A 23,256-nucleotide genomic window follows, 5' to 3' on the forward strand; every position below is an offset into this window, starting at 1 on the left:
AACCGCTCAGTTAACATAGTGCCACCCTGGCGTTATACGCCATTAATTTTTTAATTTCAGGAAGAGAATCGTGTCTCAACTCTGTCCCTGTGGTAGCGCTCTCGATTATAGCCTATGTTGCCAGCGATATCTTTCTGGTGAACAGGTTGCACCGGACCCGGCCTCACTTATGCGCTCCCGATATGCCGCTTTTGTGACACGGGACGCAGACTACCTGGTCCGTACCTGGCATCCATCATGCCATGCTACTGATTTTCGTCAGGAGATCGAGGCCGGATTTGCAAATATGCAATGGCTCGGGCTGACCCAGTACGAAACGGCAGCAGGTCGGGATGAAAACGAGGGGTTCGTCAGTTTTGTTGCCCGCTTTACCGAGCAAGGGAAAACGGGTGCCATCATTGAACGCTCGCGTTTCTTAAAGGAGGGCGGACAGTGGTACTATATTGACGGTACGCGCCCGCAGTTCGGTCGTAATGACCCCTGCCCCTGTGGTTCAGGCAAAAAATTTAAAAAGTGTTGCGGGCAATAAGGCCTGACAGCACGATTCAAGCAAACACGTAAAGGATTTTCCGGCAATGCAATCAACACAACGTAAAGTGCTGCGCACCATTTGTCCCGACCAGAAAGGGCTTATCGCCCGTATCACCAATATTTGCTACAAACATGAACTGAATATCGTGCAGAACAACGAGTTTGTTGATCACCGTACCGGCCGCTTCTTTATGCGTACCGAGCTGGAAGGGATTTTCAACGACGCGACGTTACTGGCCGATCTGGACGGCGCGCTGCCGGAAGGGTCCGTACGCGAGCTGGCCCCAGCGGGTCGTCGCCGGGTGGTTATCCTGGTGACCAAAGAGGCGCACTGCCTGGGCGATCTGCTGATGAAAGCGAACTATGGCGGCCTGGATGTTGAGATCGCCGCGGTCATTGGCAACCATGAGACGCTGCGCACTCTGGTCGAACGCTTTGATATTCCCTTCGAGCTGGTCAGCCATGAAGGTCATACCCGTGAAGAGCATGACAATTTAATGGCGCAGGCCATCGAAGCGCACAACCCGGATTATGTGGTACTGGCGAAATACATGCGCGTGCTGACGCCATCCTTCGTCGCCCGTTTCCCGAATAAGATCATCAATATTCATCACTCGTTCCTGCCAGCCTTTATCGGCGCGCGTCCTTATCACCAGGCCTACGAGCGCGGCGTGAAGATCATTGGTGCCACGGCGCACTACGTGAATGACAATCTGGATGAAGGTCCCATCATTATGCAGGACGTGATTCATGTCGATCACACCTACACGGCGGAAGATATGATGCGTGCCGGACGCGATGTTGAAAAAAATGTATTGAGCCGCGCACTGTATCAGGTGCTGGCGCAGCGTGTTTTTGTCTACGGTAACAGAACGATTATTCTTTAATCCTTTATAAAATGAACTGATTAGCTTTGCGTCTTTATGCGTAAAAATCAGGCAAACGATTCAATTTAGCAAAGGAAGTCTTTACAGGGGCGCGTCATTTGATATGATGCGCCCCGCTTCCCACAAGGAAGCAGGCCAGTAAAAGCATTACCCCGTGGTGGGGTTCCCGAGCGGCCAAAGGGAGCAGACTGTAAATCTGCCGTCATCGACTTCGAAGGTTCGAATCCTTCCCCCACCACCATTATTCACCACAGCGATGTGGTAATACCGATGAGAAATAGCGAAGTTTGCACTTGTCGGGAAGGGTAAGAACCTTCGATTAAGGTTCGAGTCGAGCGAAAGCGAGACAACGTTGCTAAAGGCAACGGCCCGCAGGGTGAGGAGCGAAGCGACGAATAATCCTTCCCCCACCACCATCTTCAGCTTTACCTCAAAATATGAATTACCCCTGGTGGGGTTCCCGAGCGGCCAAAGGGAGCAGACTGTAAATCTGCCGTCATCGACTTCGAAGGTTCGAATCCTTCCCCCACCACCATCACTTCCAAATTGATCTAAACCTCCTGCTTGCACGATGCCCTGTATTCTTCCGATGCGGGGAAGGATGAGAAGCTTCGACTAAGGTTCGATTCGAGCGTAGCGAGAAAGCGTTGCCGCAGGCAACGACCCGAAGGGCGAGGCGCAGCCGAGTCATCCTTCCCCCACCACCATCACTTCCAAATTGATCTAAACCTCCTGCTTGCACGATGCCCTATATTCTTCCGATGCGGGGAAGGATGAGAAGCTTCGACTAAGGTTCGATTCGAGCGTAGCGAGAAAGCGTTGCCGCAGGCAACGACCCGAAGGGCGAGGCGCCGCCGAGTCATCCTTCCCCCACCACCATCACTTCCAAATTGATCTAAACCTCCTGCTTGCACGATGCCCTATATTCTTCCGATGCAGGGAAGGATGAGAAGCTTCGACTAAGGTTCGATTCGAGCGTAGCTTTCGCGCACCTGTTTTCCCCGGTGGCGCTGCGCTTACCGGGGCTACAAAACCGCACCACCGCACCTGTAGGTCGGGTAAGGCATCACCGCCTCCCGGCAGGATGGCCGCACCACAGCCGGAAATCCGCTACAACGGCGGCAACCGGCGCGTCACCGGTGAACTCTTCACAATCGAGGTGTTGCACTGGGCATGTTCCGCCAGCCCATCCAGTAACCCATCCAGCTGCTCTATCGAACGCACTACCAGCCTGATGACAAAGCAGTCCTCTCCGGTCACCTTGTCGCTCTCAATGCACTCCGGCATCGCCTGAATGTATTTATCCACCTTATGCAACAATCCCGGCAACGGCCTTACACGCACCAGCGCCTGTAAGGTGTAGCCTAACGCCGCCAGGTTCACCCGGGCGCCATATCCCTGAACGATGCCCCGCTCCTCGAGCCTTTTTAATCGCTCTGCCGTACTGGGTGACGTGAGTCCAACCCGCCCACTCAGCACCTTCAGCGACATACGCGCATCCTCCACCAGACAGGCCAGAATCTGGCGGTCGATCTCATCGATAACGTAATCCATAGCATTCACCTAATTTATAAAAGCAAATCCCAGCTTTCACCTTAATTCAGGGCTGTTAAACCGGACACCGTTTTTTAACAATAGAGCCATCAATCTGGAGGTGTATGATGCGTGACATTCAACAGGGCGTCTGGCAAATGAGCCTGGCGATGCTGATATCCGGCTCTATCGGCGCGTTTGTTTTGCTTTCCGGTTTACCGGTCACTGAGGTGGTGTTCTGGCGCTGTCTGATTGGCGCCATTGCGCTGTTTTTCTTTATTCGTTTCAGTAAACACCCCTTCAGCCCGTTAACCAAAGTCACCCTGGGATTGGCCGTACTCGGCGGCGTGGCGCTGGTCATTAACTGGCTGCTGCTGTTTGCCGCTTTTGATCGTCTCTCCATCGGGCTTTCAACAGTGGTCTACAACACCCAGCCCTTTATGCTGGTAATGATGGGCATGCTGATGGGCGAGCGGGTGAGCCTCGTGAAATGGGGCTGGCTATTCCTTGCCTTTGGCGGCGTGGTGATCCTGCTCTCCAGCGAGCTGACCGGTGGGCAGAACGCGCAATGGCTCGCAGGGATCGGCCTCGCGCTGGGCGCAGCCTTCTTCTACGCCCTGACCGCGATCATCACGCGTAAGTTAAAGACCATTGCGCCGCAGCATATCGCCTTTATCCAGGTGTTAACCGGCGTAGTGATGCTTCTGCCGCTGGCGCATATGCCGACTTTCTCCGGCGAATTCCCGTGGGCGATTTTACTCACGCTGGGCATTGTGCATACCGGCGTGATGTACCAACTGCTCTACAGCGCCATTCAGAAGCTCCCTACCCCCATCACCGGCTCGCTGTCGTTTATCTATCCGGTGGTCGCGATCGTTGTCGATAACCTGGTGTTTGGCCACGCGCTGAACCTCACCCAGCTGGCCGGCGGGGCGCTGATTTTGTTTGCCGCAGCGGGCAATAACCTGGGCTGGGGCGAAAAAAAACCCCGCGAGTGCGGGGTTGAGATTAAAACAGCGGATTAGCGACGGGCACGTACAATCTGGTATTTGCGCGTCATGTACTCCACCGGCGCGCTCCAGATATGCACCAGACGCGAGAACGGGAACAGCAGGAACAGCGTCATGCCCAACACCAGGTGCACGCGGAAGACAAAGGCCACCCCTTCCAGATGCTCAGACGCGCCGCCGTGGAAGGTCACAACCGACTGCGCCCACCCCACCAGCTTCAGCATTTCGCTGCCGTCCATATGTTGTGCGGAGAACGGAATAGTCAGCAGACCCAGCGCGCACTGCACCATCAGCAGGGAGAGGATCAGGATATCCGCCCCGGTGGTGGTCGCGCGGACACGCGGACTGAACAAGCGACGCTTCAGCAACAGCAGGCCGCCGACCAGGGTCATCACGCCGCAGGCGCCCCCCGCAATCATCGCCATCTTCTGCTTCACGTCCATCGGCAGGAAGGATTCATACATCCAGTGCGGGGTCAGCATGCCGAGGAAGTGCCCGGCAAAAATACCCAGAATACCGAAGTGGAACAGGTTCGACGCCAGGTTCATCCCTTTTCGATCCAGCATCTGGCTGGAGGCGGCGCGCCAGGTGTACTGGCCATAGTCATAACGCAGCCAGCTACCAATCAGAAATACCGAACCCGCAATGTACGGATAGATATCGAAGAAGAACATATTCAGGAAGTGCATTATTGCTGTCCTCCGTTAGAGATATTCAAATATTGCGGGGCCACGGCACCGGCAAAACGACGCTGGTGAGCCGTAATTTCCGACTCGCCGCAGCTCTGGTCAGCAAAGAACTTCACCTGCTCCTCTTCCCAGACCGCATCCAGCGCCTGCGGGGTATCATCACGCGCTTCATCGGCAATTTTTTCCGCCACCTTTTCACTGTCGACGGAGGCGTTTGCCAGCTTCACCAGCAGATCGAACAGCACCGCATAGCGGCTTTCACGCTGTTGCAGACGCGCGCTCAGTAACGCCAGAATCGGGGCGATATCCTGCAGACCGCCCAGCGCCTCTTCTTTCGGCAGCTGCGCCAGATACTCCAGGTACAGCGGCAGGTGATCCGGCAGCTCGCGGCTGTCGAGATGCAGGCCGTGCTGCTCGTACTGGGCCATCAGATCCACCATCGCCTGCCCACGGTCCCGTGATTCGCCGTGCACGTGTTCAAACAGCAGCAGCGAGGTGGCGCGGCCCCGGTCGAACAGCTGGCTGTAGTCAGACTGCGCATCCAGCAGATCCCGCGAGAGCAGATCGCGCAGGAAAACGCCGAGCCGTTGGGCATCCTCTTTATCAAGGTTTTCCGAGGACGCCAGGGTATCGAAGAGTTCCTGTTGATGCTGCGCCAGCGCAGCATCCGGGTACTCAAGCAGACGCGAAACAATGACGAGTTCAATCATGGGTGCGGCTCCGTTTTGCTGGTGACATCCATGGCGTCGATGCGGCGGCTGTTGAACAGGTTGAATTTGTTGTCTGAACCATGGCAACCGTCGCCGAAGGTAAAGCCACAACCGCTTTTTTCCGGGAAGGCTTCACGCGCCAGTTCACGGTGGCTGCTCGGCACCACGAAACGATCTTCGTAGTTGGCAATCGCCAGATAGCGGTACATCTCCTGGGCCTGGGCTTCGCTCAGTCCCACCTCTTCCAGCGCGCGGGTATCGATGACGCCGTCAACGGTTTCCGCACGTTTGAAGTGGCGCATCGCCAGCATACGTTTCAGGGCCAGCAGTACCGGCTGGGTGTCACCTGCGGTGAGCAGGTTCGCCAGGTACTGAACCGGGATACGCAGGCTTTCGACATCCGGCAGAATGCCGTTGCTGCCCAGCTCCCCTGCATCTGCAGCAGACTGGATTGGTGACAGAGGCGGCACGTACCAGACCATCGGCAGCGTGCGGTATTCCGGATGCAGCGGCAGTGCCAGCTTCCAGTCCATCGCCATTTTGTACACCGGAGACTGCTGCGCCGCGTCAATCACACTCTGCGGAACGCCGTCTTTCAGCGCCTGGGCGATCACTTTCGGGTCGTTCGGATCGAGGAATACGTCCAGCTGGCGCTGGTACAGATCTTTCTCGTTCTCGGTGCTGGCCGCGTTTTCAATCGCGTCCGCGTCATACAGCAGCACGCCGAGGTAGCGAATACGGCCTACGCAGCTCTCAGAGCAGACGGTTGGCATGCCCGCTTCGATACGCGGATAGCAGAAGATGCACTTCTCGGACTTGCCGCTCTTCCAGTTGAAGTAGATTTTTTTGTACGGGCAGCCGGTGATGCACATACGCCAGCCGCGGCACTTGTCCTGGTCGATGAGCACGATGCCGTCTTCTTCACGCTTGTAGATGGCCCCGCTCGGGCAGGTCGCCACGCACGCCGGGTTGAGGCAGTGCTCGCACAGGCGCGGCAGATACATCATGAAGGTATTTTCGAACTGGCCGTACATCGCCTTCTGCATGTTCTCGAAGTTCTGGTCTTTGGCGCGTTTTTCGAACTCGCCGCCCAGAATCTCCTCCCAGTTTGGCCCGCTGGTAATTTTATCCATCCGCTGACCGGTGATCAGCGAGCGCGGACGGGCGATAGGCTGGTGCTTACTTTCCGGCGCGTTATGCAGGTTCTGGTAGTCGTAGTCAAACGGCTCATAGTAATCGTCGATGCCCGGCAGATGCGGGTTAGCGAAGATTTTACCGAGCAGCATCGCGCGGTTACCCATACGCGGCTGCAGTTTACCGTTGATTTTACGGATCCAGCCACCCTTCCACTTCTCCTGGTTTTCCCAGTCGGTCGGGAAGCCGGTGCCCGGCTTGCTTTCCACGTTGTTGAACCAGGCGTACTCCATCCCTTCCCGGCTGGTCCAGACGTTTTTACAGGTGACTGAGCAGGTATGGCAGCCGATGCACTTATCCAGATTCAGCACCATGCCGACTTGTGAACGAATTTTCATTTTACGCTCTCCTGTACCTGGTCATTGCCTTCACCATCTAACCAGTTAATGTTCTTCATCTTACGTACCACCACGAACTCATCACGGTTCGAACCTACGGTGCCGTAGTAGTTAAAGCCGTAGGCCAGCTGGGCATAGCCGCCGATCATATGGGTCGGTTTCGGCGTAATACGGGTTACGGAGTTATGAATACCGCCGCGCTGTTCGGTGATCTCTGAACCCGGCAGGTTCACGATACGTTCCTGGGCGTGGTACATCATGGTCATCCCGGCCGGTACGCGCTGGCTCACTACTGCGCGGGCGGTCAGGGCACCGTTGCTGTTGAACACTTCGATCCAGTCGTTATCTTCGATACCCAGATCTTTGGCGTCTGCTTCGCTCATCCAGACAATCGGGCCACCGCGGGACAACGTCAGCATCAGCAGGTTGTCGCTGTAGGTGGAGTGAATACCCCACTTCTGGTGCGGCGTCAGGAAGTTCAGCGCCTTCTCAGGGTTGCCGTTGGATTTCATACCCATCACGGCTTTCACGGAGCGGGTGTCGATTGGCGGACGGTACACCAGCAGGCTTTCGCCGAAGTCGCGCATCCACTGGTGATCCTGATACAGAGACTGACGCCCGGTCAGGGTACGCCATGGGATCAGCTCGTGAACGTTGGTGTAACCGGCGTTATAGGAGACGTGCTCATCTTCAAGTCCTGACCAGGTCGGGCTGGAGATGATTTTGCGCGGCTGGGCCTGAATATCGCGGAAGCGGATCTTCTCGTCTTCTTTGTTCAGCGCCAGATGAGTATGGTCGCGCCCGGTAAATTCACTCAGCGCCGCCCAGGCCTTCACCGCCACCTGACCGTTGGTTTCCGGGGCCAGGGTGAGGATCATCTCAGCCGCGTCAATTGCCGTATTCAGCATTGGTTGACCTTTGGCCGGGCCCTCTGCTTTGGTGTAATTGAGCTTACGCAGCAGATCCATTTCGCTCTGGGTGTTCCAGGCGATACCTTTACCACCGTTACCGATTTTCTCCATCAGCGGGCCGATAGAGGTGAAGCGTTCGTAAGTCGCCGGATAATCGCGTTCAACGGTCATGATGTGCGGGGCGGTCACGCCCGGGATCAGATCGCACTCGCCTTTTTTCCAGTCCTTGACGTCCAGCGGCTGCGCCAGTTCGGCGGCGGAGTCGTGCTGGATAGGCAGCGTCACCACGTCGGTCTCTTTGCCCAGATGCCCTGTGCACACTTCGGAGAATTTCTTCGCGATATCTTTGTAGATATCCCAGTCGCTTTTCGATTCCCAGGCCGGGTCCACGGCGGCAGACAGTGGATGAATAAACGGATGCATATCCGAGGTATTCATGTCGTCTTTCTCATACCAGGTCGCGGTTGGCAGCACGATATCGGAGTAGAGGCAGGTGCTGGAGAGACGGAAGTCGAGCGTCACCACCAGATCCAGCTTGCCGTCCAGACCGTTGTCTTTCCATTCCACCTCTTCTGGTTTAACGCCGTCCTGCTTGCCGAGATCTTTACCCTGGATACCGTTTTCAGTACCAAGCAGATATTTCAGCATGTACTCGTGGCCTTTACCGGACGAGCCCAGCAGGTTGGAGCGCCAGATGAACAGATTGCGCGGATGGTTTTTGCCGTTTTCCGGCTGCTCTGCCGCAAAGCGAATGGAGCCTTCTTTCAGGGCGTTGACGGTGTAGTCCACCGGCGTCATCCCTGCTTTCTTCGCCGCTTCCGCAATGCGCAGCGGGTTAGTGCCCAGCTGCGGCGCAGACGGCAGCCAGCCCATGCGTTCGGCGCGGACGTTAAAGTCGATCAGGTGGCCGGTATAGCGGGATTTGTCCGCCATCGGCGACAGCAGCTCTTCGGCGGTGACCGTCTCGTAGCGCCACTGGCTGGAGTGGTTATAGAAGTAAGAGGTGCTGTTCATGTGACGTGCCGGACGCTGCCAGTCAAGGGCAAACGCCAGCGGCTGCCAGCCGGTCTGCGGACGCAGTTTTTCCTGGCCCACGTAGTGCGCCCAGCCGCCGCCGCTCTGACCCACGCAACCGCAGAAGATCAGCATGTTGATCAAACCGCGATAGTTCATATCAAGGTGATACCAGTGGTTCAGACCGGCACCGACGATGATCATTGAACGACCGTGTGTTTTATCCGCGTTGTCGGCAAACTCGCGTGCGGTACGGATGATTTGCGCCCGCGGTACACCGGTGATCTGCTCCGCCCAGGCCGGGGTATAGGCTTTCACTTCGTCATAGCCTGTGGCGCAGTTTTCGTCGCCGAGGCCGCGCTCCAGGCCATAGTTGGCCATGGTCAGGTCATAAACGGTGGTCACCAGGGCGGTGGAACCATCGGCCAGCTGCAGGCGTTTCACCGGCAGTTTGTGCATCAGGACATTTTGCAGCTCAACTTTGTTGAAGTGCTCAGACCCCTCACCGCCAAAGTACGGGAAGCCGACATCGGCGATCTCGTCCTGGCTGCCCAGCATGCTCAGACGCAGTTCGGTTTCTTCACCCGTCGCGCCATTGCGCTGCTCGAGGTTCCATTTGCCTTTCTCGCCCCAGCGGAAGCCGATAGAGCCGTTCGGGGCAATCATGTCGCCGTGGTTGTTGTAAGCCACGGTTTTCCATTCCGGGTTATTTTCCTGGCCCAGCGCATCCACCAGATCGGCGGCACGCAGCATGCGGCCTGCGGCATAGTAACCGTCACGCTCTTCCAGCATCACCAGCATCGGCATGTCGGTGTATTTGCGCACGTAGTCGGTGAAGTACTGGCTTGGCTTGTCGAGGTGGAACTCGCGCAGCATAACGTGGCCCATCGCCAGCGCCATTGCTGCATCGGTACCCTGCTTCGGTGCCAGCCACAGGTCGCACAGCTTGGCGATTTCGGCGTAGTCCGGGGTAACGGCCACGGTTTTGGTGCCTTTATAGCGCACTTCGGTAAAGAAGTGGGCGTCCGGGGTACGAGTTTGTGGCACGTTGGAGCCCCAGGCGATGATATAGCTGGAGTTGTACCAGTCGGCGGATTCCGGCACGTCGGTCTGCTCGCCCCAGGTCTGCGGAGAGGCCGGCGGCAGGTCGCAGTACCAGTCGTAGAAGCTCAGGCAGGTGCCGCCGATCAGCGACAGATAGCGTGCGCCAGACGCATAGGAGACCATCGACATCGCCGGAATGGGCGAGAAGCCTGCCACGCGGTCCGGACCGTAGGTTTTAACGGTATAGACGTTGGAGGCGGCAATCAGCTCGTTCACTTCCTGCCAGGAGGAGCGGACAAAGCCACCGCGCCCGCGAGCCTGTTTGAAGCTTTTCGCTTTGTCGGCGTCTTCGATAATAGAGGCCCAGGCCAGAACCGGATCGCTGTGCTGCGCTTTCGCTTCCCGCCACATTTTCATCAGGCGTTTACGCATCAGCGGGTATTTCAGGCGGTTAGCGCTGTACAGATACCAGGAGTAGCTGGCGCCACGTGGGCAGCCACGCGGTTCGTGGTTTGGCATATCGGGGCGGGTGCGTGGATAGTCGGTCTGCTGCATTTCCCATGTCACCAGACCATTTTTGACGAAAATCTTCCAGCTACAGGAGCCGGTGCAGTTTACGCCGTGGGTCGAACGCACGACTTTGTCATGTTGCCAGCGCTGACGGTAACCGTCTTCCCAGTCCCGGTTAGTCTCCAGAACCTGGCCGTGCCCATCGGCAAAAGTTTCACCCTTCTGTTTGAAGTAGCGAAACCGGTCCAAAAATTTGCTCATCGGGTATCTCCTGTGTGGAGCCTGTGGCTCTCTAAATCGACATTGCTGATTTGCAGCGAAGGTAACGCTCTGAAAGAGGAGGAGAATTGATAACGATCAAGGGGAACCGGGGATGTTCAGGACAACAAATCAGGTGCTACCACTAAAGCGGTACAAAAGTAAATAATGTAACTGTTTGTTTTATATGTTTATTTTTTATTTATCCTACAAAACCCCGTGGGCCATTTAACCCCGGTGGTATTAAGGGGTAGGCCATCCTGTTTAGCGATGGCGATCACAGTGGCCGAGGGCTGGCAGCGTTTTTAACCTTGAGTATGTTGTAACTAAAATGGACGTAAAAAAAGCGCGGCACCAGGCCGCGCAAACGGATAATCAAACCTACTTACTTTTTATTAGAATTCCGTCCATATACCAGCCAGGTGACAAACACGCAGACGATATAGAAAATCAGGAATACCTTCATCGCCCCTGCCGGTGAGCCGGTCAGGTCCAGAGAGATACCAAAGGCTTTAGGGATGAAGAAGCCGCCAATTGCGCCAATGGCCGAGATAAAGCCCAGCGCGGCAGCAGTGTCGGTAGCCGCTTCACGCATCGCCTGCTGTTCAGTGCCGCCCTGCGCTTTGACGCGATCCATTGTCAGTTTACGGAAAATCACCGAAATCATCTGGAAGGTCGAGGCGCTTCCCAGCCCGGCGGTCAGGAACAGCACCATGAACACCGCGAAGAAGGCGCCAAAGTTACCGCCCACACCGTTAACCGGCAGGGTCATAAACAGCAGAGCGCAGAAGATGGCCATCAGCACAAAGTTCACCAGCGTGACGCGGGTGCCGCCCAGACGGTCGGAGATCATTCCCCCCATAGAACGCGCCAGTGCGCCAATAAAAGGTCCGAAGAAGGCATAGTGCAGGATCTGAACATCGGGGAACTGGGTTTTGGACAGCATCGCAAACCCGGCGGAGAAGCCGATGAACGAGCCGAACGTTGCCAGATAAAGCAGCGCCATAATCCACAGATGCGCACGCTTAAGCACCGGCAGCTGCTCACTCAGCGAGGCTTTCGAGGCCGCCAGGTCGTTCATGCCAAACCATGCAGCCAGAGTGAAGACCACCAGGAACGGCACCCAGATCCACGCGGCGTTTTGCAGGAACAGCAGCGAGCCGTCGGCCTGCTCAACGCCTGCACCGCCAAACGCAGCGAAGATAGAGACCGAGATTGCCAGGGGCGCAAGCAGCTGCATCACGCTGACGCCCATGTTGCCCAGACCGCCGTTAATACCCAGCGCTCCGCCCTGCTTCTGTTTCGGGAAGAAGAAGCTGATGTTCGCCATGCTGGAGGCAAAGTTCGCTCCCGCAAAGCCGCATAACAGAGAGATAATTACGAAGGTGCTAAAAGGCGTGGAGGTATCCTGCACCGCAAAGCCCAGCCACACGCAGGGGATAATCATGATCCCGGTACTGAACGCGGTCCAGCGGCGTCCGCCGAACACGGGTACCATAAAGGCATAAGGTACACGCAGAAGTGCGCCAGAGAGCGCAGGCAGGGCCGTTAACATAAACAACTGGTCGGTGGTAAACGTAAAGCCCACCTTGGGCAGGTTGACGGCGACGGCGCTGAACAACATCCAGACGCAAAACGCCAGCAGCAGACAGGGAACGGAAATCCACAGATTACGGCTTGCTACACGCTGGCCGCGCTGTTGCCAGAACGCTGGATCTTCCGGACGCCACTCGGTAATGACTGCGCCAGAATCCCTTTCGGGGGTAGTTGAGTGACTCATAGACACCTCTGATTCTTAAAAGATGCTACAAAGATCAGGGTTTTAAGCAGGCAGGAAGTTGATATAAATCAATGGGAAGGTGGGCAATTTCGCGGCGTAAAATCGGCTATCCTCCAAAGTGAGTAGCGCTTATCGGTGAAAAAGGTGTGGTTTTTCACGGTGCTGCTCCGTCTGTTTATCCCTCTCCTCCCATTCACCTATTCAATGGCAATTTGTAGGTAATCCTTTTGGGGTATGGGTATACTCCAGGGGTTGCCTGAGAATAGAGCCCTTGCCGAGTCCAGGCATTGTCAGGAGCCAGACTGCCCTATGTTTAAACGCTGTTTTTCACCACTCACGCTGGTTAACCAACTGGTGCTGATTGTCATGCTGTCTACCGGGATCGGGGTGGCAGGGATGGCGATTTCCGGCTGGCTGGTACAGGGCGTTCAGGGCAGCGCGCATGCCATCAATAAGGCCGGTTCGCTGCGTATGCAGAGCTACCGCCTGCTGGCGGCCATCCCTCTGCAAGCCAAAGACCGGGCCCTGCTCGACGAAATGGACGCGACGGCATTCAGCCCTGAACTGGAAAACGCTGCGCGCCGCGATCGTCAGGAGGCGCAGCTGAAGGCCCTGCAGAACTACTGGCATACCCAACTGATGCCCGGGCTGCGGCAGGCGCGTAACCCGGATGCGGTAGCAGAAGACGTGTCCGGGTTTGTCAGCCGTCTCGATAATCTGGTTTCGGCGTTTGACCACAGCACCGAGCTGCGTATCGGGCGGGTGGTCCTGTTGCAGCAGCTGATGGTGGTCTTTATGGGCCTGCTGCTGGTGTTCACTATTCTCTGGCTGCGCGCCAGGCTGTTGCATCCCTGGCGTCAGCTGCTGGCAATGGCCCGCGCGGTGACCCAGCGTGATTTTACCCAGCGGGCGCACATCAACGGGCGCAACGAAATGGCGATGCTCGGCGAGGCGCTGAACACCATGTCCGGTGAGCTGGCGGAAAGCTATGCGGTGCTGGAGCAGCGGGTTCGGGAAAAAACCGCCAGGCTGGAGCAGAAAAACGAGATCCTCTCCTTCCTCTGGCAGGCCAACCGCCGCCTCCACTCCCAGGTGCCGCTGTGCGAACGCCTCTCGCCGGTGCTTAATGGTTTGCAAAACCTGACCCTGCTGCACGATATTGAGCTGCGGGTGTATGACCTGGAAGATGAAGAGAATCATCAGGAATTTACCTGCCAGTCGGACGCCAGCTGCGATGAAATTGGTTGCCGCCTCTGTCCTCGCGGCCTGCCGCCGCTGACCAGCAGCGGGACCACCCTGAAGTGGCGCCTGGCGGATAACCTGGCGCAGTACGGTATTTTACTGGCGACGCTGCCCGCCGGACGCCATCTCAGCCACGATCAACAGCAGCTGGTCGATACGCTGGTGGAGCAGCTGACCGCGACCCTGGCGCTCGACCGCCATCAGGAAAAACAGCAGCAGCTGATTGTAATGGAAGAGCGCGCCACCATTGCCCGTGAACTGCATGACTCCATCGCCCAGTCGCTCTCCTGCATGAAGATGCAGGTCAGCTGTCTGCAGATGCAGGACAAAGATCTGCCGGAGAGCAGCAAACAGCTGCTCAGCCAGATCCGTAACGAGCTGAACACCTCCTGGGTGCAGCTGCGCGAATTGCTGACCACCTTCCGCCTGCAGCTGACGGAGCCCGGTCTTCGCCCGGCGCTGGAGGCCAGCTGCCAGGAATTTAGCGCCCGGCTCGGCTTTAACGTGTCGCTGGGTTACCAGCTGCCGCCACGTTTTGTGCCCTCTCACCAGGCGATTCATCTGCTGCAAATCGCCCGGGAAGCGTTAAGCAACGCGCTGAAACATTCCGGGGCAACGGCGGTCTCCCTCACCGTGAGCCAGCATGACAACCAGGTCAGACTGGTGGTCCGTGACAACGGCTGCGGCTTACCGGAGAACGCCGAAAGAAGTAACCATTATGGCCTGATCATTATGCGTGACCGCGCACAAAGCCTGCGTGGAGATTGTCAGGTCCGCCAGGGCGAATCTGGCGGAACCGACGTTATCGTCACCTTTATTCCCGAAAAGCCTCTTTTCACTGCTCAAGGAGAACCTCATGTCTAATCAGGAGCCCGCAACAATCCTGTTGATCGACGACCATCCGATGCTGCGCACCGGTGTTAAACAACTTATCAGCATGGCGTCGGATATTACCGTCGTGGGTGAAGCCAGCAACGGGGAACAGGGCATTGAACTGGCCGAGGCCCTCGATCCTGATTTGATCCTGCTCGACCTGAACATGCCCGGCATGAACGGCCTCGAAACCCTGGATAAGCTGCGCGAAAAATCCCTCTCCGGGCGCGTGGTGGTTTTCAGCGTCTCTAACCATGAGGAGGACGTGGTCACCGCCCTGAAACGTGGCGCCGACGGCTACCTGCTTAAGGATATGGAGCCGGAAGAGCTGCTAAAATCGCTGCAACAGGCGGCGGCAGGCGACATGGTGCTGAGCGAGGCGTTAACTCCGGTGCTGGCCGCCAGCCTGCGCGCCAACCGCGCCACTTCCGATCGTGACGTCAGCCAGCTGACCCCGCGCGAACGTGACATCCTGAAGCTGATTGCCCAGGGGCTGCCGAACAAGATGATTGCCCGCCGTCTGGACATCACCGAAAGCACGGTCAAAGTGCATGTGAAGCATATGCTGAAGAAGATGAAGCTGAAGTCACGGGTGGAAGCGGCGGTCTGGGTGCATCAGGAGCGCATTTTCTGAGTTTACTCGTCCGGCAGCATCGTCCACTGCGGCTCGTCCTCTGGCAGCGCCAGTAGCGGCTGCGTCAGGGTAAGCGTGATCTCATTGGACGAGACACGCTGCCCGGCCTCGTCTTCCACCACCACCGACAGCCGCCAGCGGTTGCTCGCCCCCTCGCGGCTATCCCAGGCCGGCATGATGATGCTCCAGCCTTCGCTGTCACTGCTCTTCGCCGGTGAAGTGAGGCTCAGCGCCTGCGTATCCCCCTGCCAGTGCAGTGAACGCACCCCGTGACGGCTGCGAATGTCCAGCTTCAGCACCACCGTCTCACCCGGCTTGAGATCCCAGGGCGGCGTCGCCAGCCAGACAGAGAGCGTTTTGCGCTGACGGAACTCCAGCACCGGCAGATTCTGGCGCTCAGGCGGATCGTAGCGGCTACCCCGCAGGGAGCGGCTTTCTGCCACCTCGCTGGCGGAGAGTTGTTTTTTTAACGGCACCCCGAAGCGATAGTTGAGCTTCAGACCGAGATTATTCTGGCTCACCCCGCTCTCCCCCTGCTTATGCCCGGCGGAAAAAGTCACCAGCGGCACCGGGGTATAGTCCAGCCCCAGATTCACCGCCAGCGGGTTGTGGTAGCCCGTGCCGGTATGAAAGAGATCCACGCTGTCGCCAAAATATTGTTCGAAGCTGATGCGGGTATTGAGGTGGTGATAAAACGGCAGCCAGGCCCTGGCGCTGATGTCGTACCCGCGCGCCATGCGCTGCTCCTGCACCGCCGAACTGTCACGCCAGCTGGCAAACGGCTGATAGTAGTTGGCCGACAGGCGCAGGTATTCCCCCCAGGCTTCAGCACCCAGCCCGGCGCGCTGAAGGTCTTCATCGAGCAGGTTGTCGTAAAAGGTGTTGTAACCGAGCAGCCATTTACCCGCCACCCAGCGCTGGCCGATGCCCGCATTGCTCACCAGGCCATCCTCCTGCTGGGTCAGGCCGAGCTGGCTCCAGGTGAGGTAGTGGTTGTTATCCTGCCAGGGTATAAACCAGCTCCCCTTACTGCCAGTGAAGCGTCCCTCATCATTAACCAGTAGATCCACGCTGGCATTGCCCCAGGGCGAGAGCCACGACTCGATGTGCTGATTCACCTCCTGGCTGACGGCATTTCGAACCTGGCTCAGGGCAAACTGCCGGGCCTGCTCCTCGGTGGTCAGGCCGTTATCGGTCATGCTGGCTTCGCCGAACGCTTTTGCCATCTCCGCCAGATGCTTTTCACCCTCCCCCGTCGGGGTCGCCATACCTAAGTCCGGCAGGCTGTCGCCGTTATTATCGAACGGGTTTTGTGCCTGCTGAATAAAAGAATTCGGGGCAGCCTGAACGGCTCCGGCATAACAGAGGAGGAGAAGCAGCGAACGAATGCGGGGCGAAACAATCATCACCGTCGTGAAAGGTAGCCTGTGTTGATGAAAACAGAGTTAATACCTTAACCTGATTGAGGAAAATTGACAGCCCTAAGGGAAATTTCAGGAATATCCTGAAGCCTGATTGTCGGGTGGCGCTGACGCTTACCCGACCTGCTGACCCGCAGGCCTGATAAGCGCAGCCCATCAGGCTTTTACACCTTTACCCCCAGCATCCCCTTCAGCTCCGGCACGCAGGAGCCGCAGTTAGTCCCGCAGCGCAGTTTTGCCCCCAGCGCCGCCGCCGAGTCGCATCCTTCGGCAATCGCCTCCCGAATAGCGTTTTCGCCGATGCTGAAACAGCTGCAGATAATACGTCCCTGATCTTTGTGCTCGCCCGGGCTCTGCCCGTTCAGCAGGGCATGACGCTCAGCCAGCTCCCGCGGCGCGGTGCGAAACGCCGCTTCGATAAATTCATGCGCCAGCAGCGGCAAAGCGCTGCTTTGCCAGAAACCGAGCATCAGCGCCCCCTCATGCCAGGCCAGCAGGCTGCTGCGCGCCCCGGTTTGCGCGATTTGCAGCTGCCAGCCCTGCCCGGCGCAGTGCGCCAGCAGCCACTCCAGCAGCGGTTTATCTGCCGCCAGCGTCAGGCGGGATACCCTGGTCGCCGCCTTGCGCCACCAGCAGACATAAATCGGCAGATCCAGCGCCTCCCGGCTGTAAAGCTCCCCCTGCCATGTCGGTTGCCACGGCATCAGCCGCACCGCGGTCTGTTTGCTCTCCGGCTGGCCGGAATGCGGATCGCAACGCCCTTCCACCAGCGCGTTCACCTTGCCCTGGCGTGAAAAACAGCTGTTCCAGTGCATCGGAACGAACAGCTGGCCCGGCAGCTGCCCGTCGTTTATCCGCGTCCGGGCCACCATCACCCCACGCGGGGCGCTAATGCGGGTCAGCTGTCCGTTGCGCAGCCCCAGCCGGGCGGCATCCTGCGGCGAGATATCCACCGTCGGTTCATCGCAGTGCTGCATCAGGCGCGGCACGTAGCCGGTGCGGGTCATGGTGTGCCACTGATCGCGAAGGCGTCCGCTGTTCAGCGTAAAGGGATAGAGCACATTGGGGGTTGCGCCGTGCGGCTGCGGGTTAACCGGCACCTGCCGCCCGCGGACAAAGGCTTCACGGTTGACGGGCCACTGCCAGGGCGTCAGCGTCTCCCACGCCTCGCGGCTTAGCCGGGCCAGCGGTGCAAGATTAAGCATCCGCTCGCCGTGGTTTTCAAAAGCGGTCAATGCGGCGTGCTCTTTAAAGATGTCGTGCGGCCCGCGCCACGCAAACGCCGCGCCATGCCCGAGTCGCTCAGCGATGCGGGCGATGATCCACCAGTCGGGTTTTGCCTCGCCCGGGGCCGGTAAAAAGGCGCGCTGGCGGGAGATGCGGCGTTCGGAGTTGGTCACCGTGCCCTCTTTCTCTCCCCAGCCCAGCGCCGGAAAACGGATATGGGCGAAGCGGCTGGTGTCGGTGTCGCGCATCACTTCCGAGACCATCACCAGCGGACAGGCCGCCAGGGCCTGGCACACCGCATGGCTGTCCGGGAGCGACACCGCCGGGTTGGTGCCCATGATCCACACCGCCTTCACCTCGCCGCGGGCAATTGCGTCGAACAGCTCCACCGCCATCAGTCCCGGGGTCTGCGCCAGCCGCTCCGTTCCCCAGAAGCGGGCCACGCGGCTCAGATCGTCCGGGGTAAAATTCATGTGCGCCGCCAGCTGGTTCGCCAGCCCGCCCACCTCGCGTCCGCCCATCGCATTAGGCTGTCCGGTCAGCGAAAACGGCCCGCATCCGGGGCGACCAATCTTACCGCTGGCCAGATGGACGTTAACGATCGCATTGCACTTGTCGCTGCCGCTGGCGGACTGGTTGATGCCCATGGTGTAGAGCGTCACCACCCGCGGGGCGGCAATAAACCAGGCGTAGAAGGTGGCGACCTCCCCGGGCGTCAGGCCACAAAACGCCGCCACCCGTTCAGGGGGCCATTCGCGGGCGATCTGCTGCGCCTCCCCCTCGCCGTTGTCGATAGCATTCAGCAGGCCGACAAACAGCACGGCGTCGCTGCCGGGCGTCAGGGCCAGATGCAGGTCGGCGATGTCGCAGGTCGCGGTGCGACGCGGGTCGATCACCACCACCTTAAGCGCCGGGTTTCTGCTTTTCGCCTGCACCAGCCGTTGATACAGAACCGGATGGGTCCAGGCGGCGTTCGATCCTACCAGTACCACCAGATCGGTCTGCTCCACGTCCTCATAGCTGCACGGCACGACATCTTCACCAAAGGCCCGCTTGTAGCCCACCACCGCCGAGGACATGCAGAGCCGGGAGTTGGTGTCGATATTGGCCGCGCCGATAAAGCCCTTCATCAGCTTGTTGGCGGCGTAGTAATCCTCCGTCAGCAGCTGGCCGGAGGCATAAAAGGCCACCGCCTGCGGCCCGTATGTGTCGATAATCTCCCGCAGCCGCGCACCCGCACTGTCCAGCGCCTGCTCCCAGTTCACCGGCTGGTCGTCCACCTCCGGGTGAAGCAGGCGCCCCGCAAGAACGGTGGTCTCCCCTAACGCCGAGCCTTTCACGCACAGGCGGCCAAAGTTGGCCGGATGGCTGTCGTCGCCGCGCACGCTCACCTCGCCGTTTTCAACGCGGGCGATCACCCCGCAGCCTACGCCACAGTAAGGACAGGTCGTTTGGGTTTCCGTCATGAGGCCTCCGCACGCATCACCAGCTCTTCGCTGCCCACCAGCACCCGATCGCCTTCAATCTTCACCGGCCAGGCGCGCACCGCCACTTCACCGGTCTCAACCTGGCGACCGTCGCGCAGGCGGATCCGCGTTTTATACAGGGGGGATATCACCACCGGCTCGCCCCCGGCATCGCCGAGAATGCCGCGCGACAACACGCTGACGCTGCCGCCCGGCTCGCGATCCTCAAGGGCATAAATCGCCTTGCCAAAGCGGAACAGCGCAATGTGCTGTGCGCCCAGCCGGGCGCCAATCCCGGCCTGCTCGGGGATCTCGTCCACCGTGCAGATATCCTGCCAGCGTTTTGCTGGCGCAGGCGCGGCGTCGAGGGTGCGGAACTGGGCCAGACGACCCGGATCCTGCAGCGTGGTCTGCCATTCGCACTGGTAAGTGTCGACCACCCGCTGCATCTCCAGCTCCAGCTCGTCGGCAATGCCGAGGCTGTCGTCGACGATCACCTCGCGCAGGTAGTCCAGCCCACCTTCGAGGTTATCCATCCAGGTGCTGGTACGCTGCAGGCGATCGGCGGTGCGGATATAGAACATCAGGAAGCGGTCGACATAGCGCAGCAGCGTGGCGCTATCGAGATCGCTGGCAAACAGATCCGCATGGCGCGGCTTCATGCCGCCGTTACCGCAGAGGTAGAGGTTCCAGCCCTTGTCGGTGGCGATCACCCCCACATCCTTGCTCTGGGCTTCGGCGCACTCGCGGGTGCAGCCGGATACCGCCATCTTGATTTTGTGCGGCGCGCGCAGCCCCTTGTAGCGGTTCTCCAGGGTCACCGCCAGCCCGGTAGAGTCCTGCACCCCGTAGCGGCACCAGGTGGAGCCGACGCAGGATTTCACCGTGCGCAGGGATTTGCCGTAGGCGTGCCCGGTTTCAAACCCGGCGTCGATAAGCAATTGCCAGATCTCCGGGAGCTGCTCCAGCCGGGCGCCAAACAGGTCGATACGCTGCCCGCCGGTAATTTTGCTGTACAGCTGATAGCGTTTGGCAATCTGGCCGATAGCGATCAGCCCGTCGGCGGTGACTTCGCCGGCGGCCATACGCGGCACAATGGAGTACGTACCGTCTTTCTGGATGTTGGCAAAGTAGCGGTCGTTGGTGTCCTGCAGCGGCAGATGGGCTGGTTTCAGCAGGTATTCGTTCCAGCAGGAGGCCAGCACCGAGCCCACCAGTGGCTTGCAGATCTCACATCCGTGGCCGTGGCCGTAGCGGCTGATCAGCTGGTCAAAGGTGTGGATGCGGTTGACGCGCACCAGGTGGTAGATCTCCTGGCGCGAGTACGCGAAGTGCTCGCAGATGTCCTTTTTCACCTCCACGCCCTGGGCCGCCAGCTGGAACTCCATCACCTGTTTTACCAGCGCGCTGCACCCGCCGCAGCCGGTGGCCGCTCTGGTGCACTGCTTCACCGCGCCGATGTCGGTAGCGCCGTTGCTCACCGCCTGGCAGATGTCGCCTTTGCTGACGTTATGACAGGAGCAGATCTGCGCGCTCTCCGGCAGAGCCGCTACGCCCAGCGCTTTCGGGGCGCTGCCTGCCACGGCGGGGAGGATCAGGGTTTCAGGATCCTTTGGCAGACGGATGTCGTTAAGCATCATCTGCACCAGGGTAGCGTATTCGCTGGCATCCCCCACCAGCACCCCGCCGAGCAGGGTTTTGTTGTCAGCGCTGACCACGATCTTCTTGTAGATCTGCTGCGGGCCGTGGGTCCACTGATAGCTCTGCGCCCCCGCCGTGCGGCCGTGGGCGTCGCCAAACGACGCCACGTCCACGCCCAGCAGCTTGAGTTTGGTGCTCATATCGGCGCCAGTGAAGGCGTTCGCTTCCCCGGCAAGCGCGGCAGAGGCTACCCGCGCCATCTGATAGCCGGGGGCTACCAGGCCGTAGATTTTGCCCTCCCAAAGGGCACATTCACCGATGGCAAATACATCCGCATCCGAGGTGCGGCACTGGTTATCGATGGCAATGCCGCCGCGCTCGCCCAGGGTCAGGCCGCAGTCGCGGGCCAGCGCATCCTGCGGGCGGATCCCGGCGGAAAAGACTACCATGTCGGTCGCCAGCTCGCTGCCGTCGGCGAAGCGCAGCACCATCCCGCTGTCGGTTTCAGCGATCTCAGTGGTGGCCTTGCTGGTATGCACTCCCACGCCGAGGGCTTCAATTTTACGCCGCAGCATCGCGGCCCCGTCGTTATCGAGCTGGACCGCCATCAGGTTCGGAGCAAACTCCACCACGTGGGTATCAAGACCAAGCTGTTTCAGGGCGTTGGCCGCCTCCAGCCCCAGCAGCCCGCCGCCAATCACTACCCCGGTGCGCGACCCTCTGGCGTGAGCGGCGATGTTATCCAGATCGTCAAGCGTGCGGTAGACAAAGCAGCCCGGCAGGTCGCGCCCCGGCACCGGCGGCACGAAGGGGTACGATCCGGTCGCCAGCACCAGCTTGTCCCAGTGGGTTTCGTGCCCGCCTGCGGTGCGAACCACCCTGGCGTCGCGATCGATAGCCACCACCGGGCTGGAGAGGCGTAGCTCAATGCCGTTATCGGCAAAGAAATCCCCGGCCACCATCGACAGCGAGTCGGCGCTGCGCCCGGCAAAATATTCCGAAAGATGGACGCGGTCGTAGGCGGCATAGCGCTCTTCGCCAAAGACCACAATCTGATACTGCTGATGTAAACCGCGATTCACGCAGTCTTCAAGAAAATGGTGGCCGACCATACCGTGCCCAACCACAACCAGAGTAGGTTTTGTCATAGCGTTCTGTCCTGCAACCTGCGGCTGCGTAGTGAATCGATCGAACAGCCAGTCCGCCTGAGCGGGTTCTGACGTAGCCAGTAAATCGGTGAGGGTAGCCGCGCTGCGACACTCCCCCATCAGCAGTACGCCTGCCAGCGTACCGTTGCGAACCAGCAGGCGGCGGTAGTGGCGGGTCAGCGGATCCCAGCTGGTCCACACCGCGTCATCCTGTTGCGCACTCACCTCTCCGGCGCTGAACAGCTCAATGCCGGTGACCTTCAGGCGCATGCCGTTTTGCGCCGGGGTAAAGGGGGTGACGCGCTCCCCCGCGAGACGGGCGGCGAGGATCTCCGCCTGGGCCAGACAGGGCGCCACCAGCCCCCATGTCTGCCCGTCGATTTCACAGCACTCGCCGATGGCGCTGATGCCTTCAGACGCGGTGCGCATCTGGTTATCCACCCGGATCCCGCGCCCGCACGGCACATTGCTCGCTATTGCCAGGGCGATATTGGGCATCACACCCGTCGCCAGTACCACGCGGGTGGCGCTCAGACTACGCCCGTCGCTGAGGGTGACGCTGTCGGGGGTTATCTGCGCAATCCCGGCGTTCAGCTCACAGGCGATGCCGCGCGCCGAGAGCGCCTGTTCCAGCAGCAGACCCGCCTGCTGATCCAGCTGCTGCTCCATCAGCCACGCACCGCGATGTATCAGCGTGACGTTGTCACCTCTCTGCTTTAACGCTGCCGCCGCTTCCACCCCCAGCACCCCGCCGCCCAGCACAACCGCCGGGCCGGGTGTCGCCAGAATGGCGTTCACATCCTCAAGGGTGCGGAAGGTAAAGACGTGGGGCAATTCGCTTCCGGGTATCGGCGGCACGAACGGCAGGGATCCGGTGGCGAACACCAGTTCATCCCATCCCAGGAGGCGTTTATCGGTGCGCAACATCCCCGCCGCGCACTCCACGCCCAGCACCCGTTCGCCGCACAGCACCGTGACGCCGCGTGCCTGATACCAGGCTTCGTCGTGGAGCTGCGTGGCGGCTGCCGCTTTCTCTCCTCCGAGCACCGGCGAGAGCTGGATGCGGTTATAGGCGTGCGCGCGCTCCTCGCCGATAACGGTAATGGCGAAGCGCCCTGGCGCGCGGTCGGTCAACGACTCGATCAGCCGCGTTGCCGCCAGTCCGTTTCCAATGATGACCAGGCGCATAGTGGTG

General features: G+C 59.4%; 14 protein-coding genes, 2 tRNA genes and 3 other RNA genes. 10 read left to right on the forward strand and 9 right to left on the reverse strand.

Annotated elements, in window-relative coordinates; genetic code table 11:
• The first annotated feature begins 70 nt into the window (after positions 1-70).
• The 7 genes from MXM41_RS03475 to MXM41_RS03505 all read left to right on the forward strand — a co-directional run bounded on the left by MXM41_RS03475 (position 71) and on the right by MXM41_RS03505 (position 2,297).
• On the forward strand, positions 71-529 hold the full coding sequence (locus MXM41_RS03475; protein WP_325929917.1) for a YchJ family protein: 459 nt from the start codon (positions 71-73) through the stop codon (positions 527-529).
• A gap of 46 nt (positions 530-575) precedes the next feature.
• Positions 576-1,418, forward strand: coding sequence for a formyltetrahydrofolate deformylase (gene purU / locus MXM41_RS03480; RefSeq protein WP_325929918.1), 843 nt, complete (start codon positions 576-578; stop codon positions 1,416-1,418).
• 156 nt (positions 1,419-1,574) lie between these two features.
• Positions 1,575-1,659 (forward strand) — tRNA-Tyr (locus tag MXM41_RS03485).
• Between the two features lie 43 nt (positions 1,660-1,702).
• A non-coding RNA gene (locus tag MXM41_RS03490) (RtT sRNA) lies at positions 1,703-1,834 on the forward strand.
• Between the two features lie 34 nt (positions 1,835-1,868).
• A tRNA-Tyr gene (locus tag MXM41_RS03495) sits at positions 1,869-1,953 on the forward strand.
• Between the two features lie 45 nt (positions 1,954-1,998).
• Positions 1,999-2,125: non-coding RNA, RtT sRNA (locus MXM41_RS03500), on the forward strand.
• A 45-nt stretch (positions 2,126-2,170) separates the two neighbouring features.
• A non-coding RNA gene (locus MXM41_RS03505) (RtT sRNA) lies at positions 2,171-2,297 on the forward strand.
• Positions 2,298-2,528: 231 nt separating this feature from the next.
• On the opposite strand, the gene MXM41_RS03510 is transcribed toward MXM41_RS03505, so the two are convergent.
• Positions 2,529-2,972 (reverse strand): Lrp/AsnC family transcriptional regulator, encoded by a 444-nt coding sequence (locus tag MXM41_RS03510; RefSeq protein WP_325929919.1) that lies wholly within the window; start codon positions 2,970-2,972, stop codon positions 2,529-2,531.
• Positions 2,973-3,079: 107 nt separating this feature from the next.
• On the opposite strand from MXM41_RS03510, the gene MXM41_RS03515 reads away from it, so the two are divergent.
• Positions 3,080-3,976 carry a DMT family transporter gene (locus tag MXM41_RS03515; RefSeq protein ID WP_325930842.1) on the forward strand — a complete coding sequence of 299 codons (897 nt, stop codon included), beginning with the start codon at positions 3,080-3,082 and terminating at the stop codon, positions 3,974-3,976.
• Here MXM41_RS03515 and narI read toward each other — a convergent pair.
• From narI to MXM41_RS03540, 5 genes are all read right to left on the reverse strand, one after another.
• Entirely contained in the window at positions 3,973-4,650 is a 678-nt protein-coding gene (gene narI / locus MXM41_RS03520; protein ID WP_325929920.1) for a respiratory nitrate reductase subunit gamma, read from the reverse strand. The genes MXM41_RS03515 and narI overlap by 4 nt on opposite strands.
• Positions 4,650-5,360 (reverse strand): nitrate reductase molybdenum cofactor assembly chaperone, encoded by a 711-nt coding sequence (gene narJ, locus MXM41_RS03525; RefSeq protein WP_325929921.1) that lies wholly within the window; start codon positions 5,358-5,360, stop codon positions 4,650-4,652. The genes narI and narJ overlap by 1 nt, the downstream gene beginning before the upstream one ends.
• A complete protein-coding gene (gene narH / locus MXM41_RS03530; protein WP_325929922.1) occupies positions 5,357-6,892 on the reverse strand; it encodes a nitrate reductase subunit beta in 1,536 nt (511 codons plus the stop codon). The genes narJ and narH overlap by 4 nt, the downstream gene beginning before the upstream one ends.
• Positions 6,889-10,632: a nitrate reductase subunit alpha gene (locus MXM41_RS03535; protein ID WP_325929924.1), complete on the reverse strand. Its 3,744-nt coding sequence runs from the start codon at positions 10,630-10,632 to the stop codon at positions 6,889-6,891. Before MXM41_RS03535 ends, narH begins: the two co-directional genes overlap by 4 nt.
• Before the next feature lie 382 nt (positions 10,633-11,014).
• Positions 11,015-12,409: a NarK family nitrate/nitrite MFS transporter gene (locus MXM41_RS03540; RefSeq protein WP_325929925.1), complete on the reverse strand. Its 1,395-nt coding sequence runs from the start codon at positions 12,407-12,409 to the stop codon at positions 11,015-11,017.
• Between the two features lie 309 nt (positions 12,410-12,718).
• Here MXM41_RS03540 and narX point away from each other — a divergent pair, with 309 nt between their 5' ends.
• Entirely contained in the window at positions 12,719-14,515 is a 1,797-nt protein-coding gene (narX, locus tag MXM41_RS03545; protein ID WP_325929926.1) for a nitrate/nitrite two-component system sensor histidine kinase NarX, read from the forward strand.
• Positions 14,508-15,158, forward strand: a complete 651-nt coding sequence (gene narL, locus MXM41_RS03550) for a two-component system response regulator NarL (RefSeq protein WP_039030700.1) — start codon at positions 14,508-14,510, stop codon at positions 15,156-15,158. Before narX ends, narL begins: the two co-directional genes overlap by 8 nt.
• 2 nt (positions 15,159-15,160) lie before the next feature.
• Here the strand turns inward: narL and MXM41_RS03555 are convergent, their stop codons facing one another.
• The 3 genes from MXM41_RS03555 to nirB all read right to left on the reverse strand — a co-directional run bounded on the left by MXM41_RS03555 (position 15,161) and on the right by nirB (position 23,249).
• On the reverse strand, positions 15,161-16,564 hold the full coding sequence (locus MXM41_RS03555; RefSeq protein ID WP_325929927.1) for a YchO/YchP family invasin: 1,404 nt from the start codon (positions 16,562-16,564) through the stop codon (positions 15,161-15,163).
• Positions 16,565-16,743: 179 nt separating this feature from the next.
• Positions 16,744-19,272: a nitrate reductase gene (locus tag MXM41_RS03560; protein ID WP_325929928.1), complete on the reverse strand. Its 2,529-nt coding sequence runs from the start codon at positions 19,270-19,272 to the stop codon at positions 16,744-16,746.
• Complete coding sequence (gene nirB, locus MXM41_RS03565; protein WP_325929929.1) at positions 19,269-23,249, reverse strand: nitrite reductase large subunit NirB; 3,981 nt, start codon at positions 23,247-23,249, stop codon at positions 19,269-19,271. Before nirB ends, MXM41_RS03560 begins: the two co-directional genes overlap by 4 nt.
• Positions 23,250-23,256 lie beyond the last annotated feature (7 nt).

This window comes from Leclercia adecarboxylata (assembly GCF_035787115.1).
In the GTDB taxonomy this organism is placed as follows: Bacteria; Pseudomonadota; Gammaproteobacteria; order Enterobacterales; family Enterobacteriaceae; genus Enterobacter; species Enterobacter adecarboxylatus_E.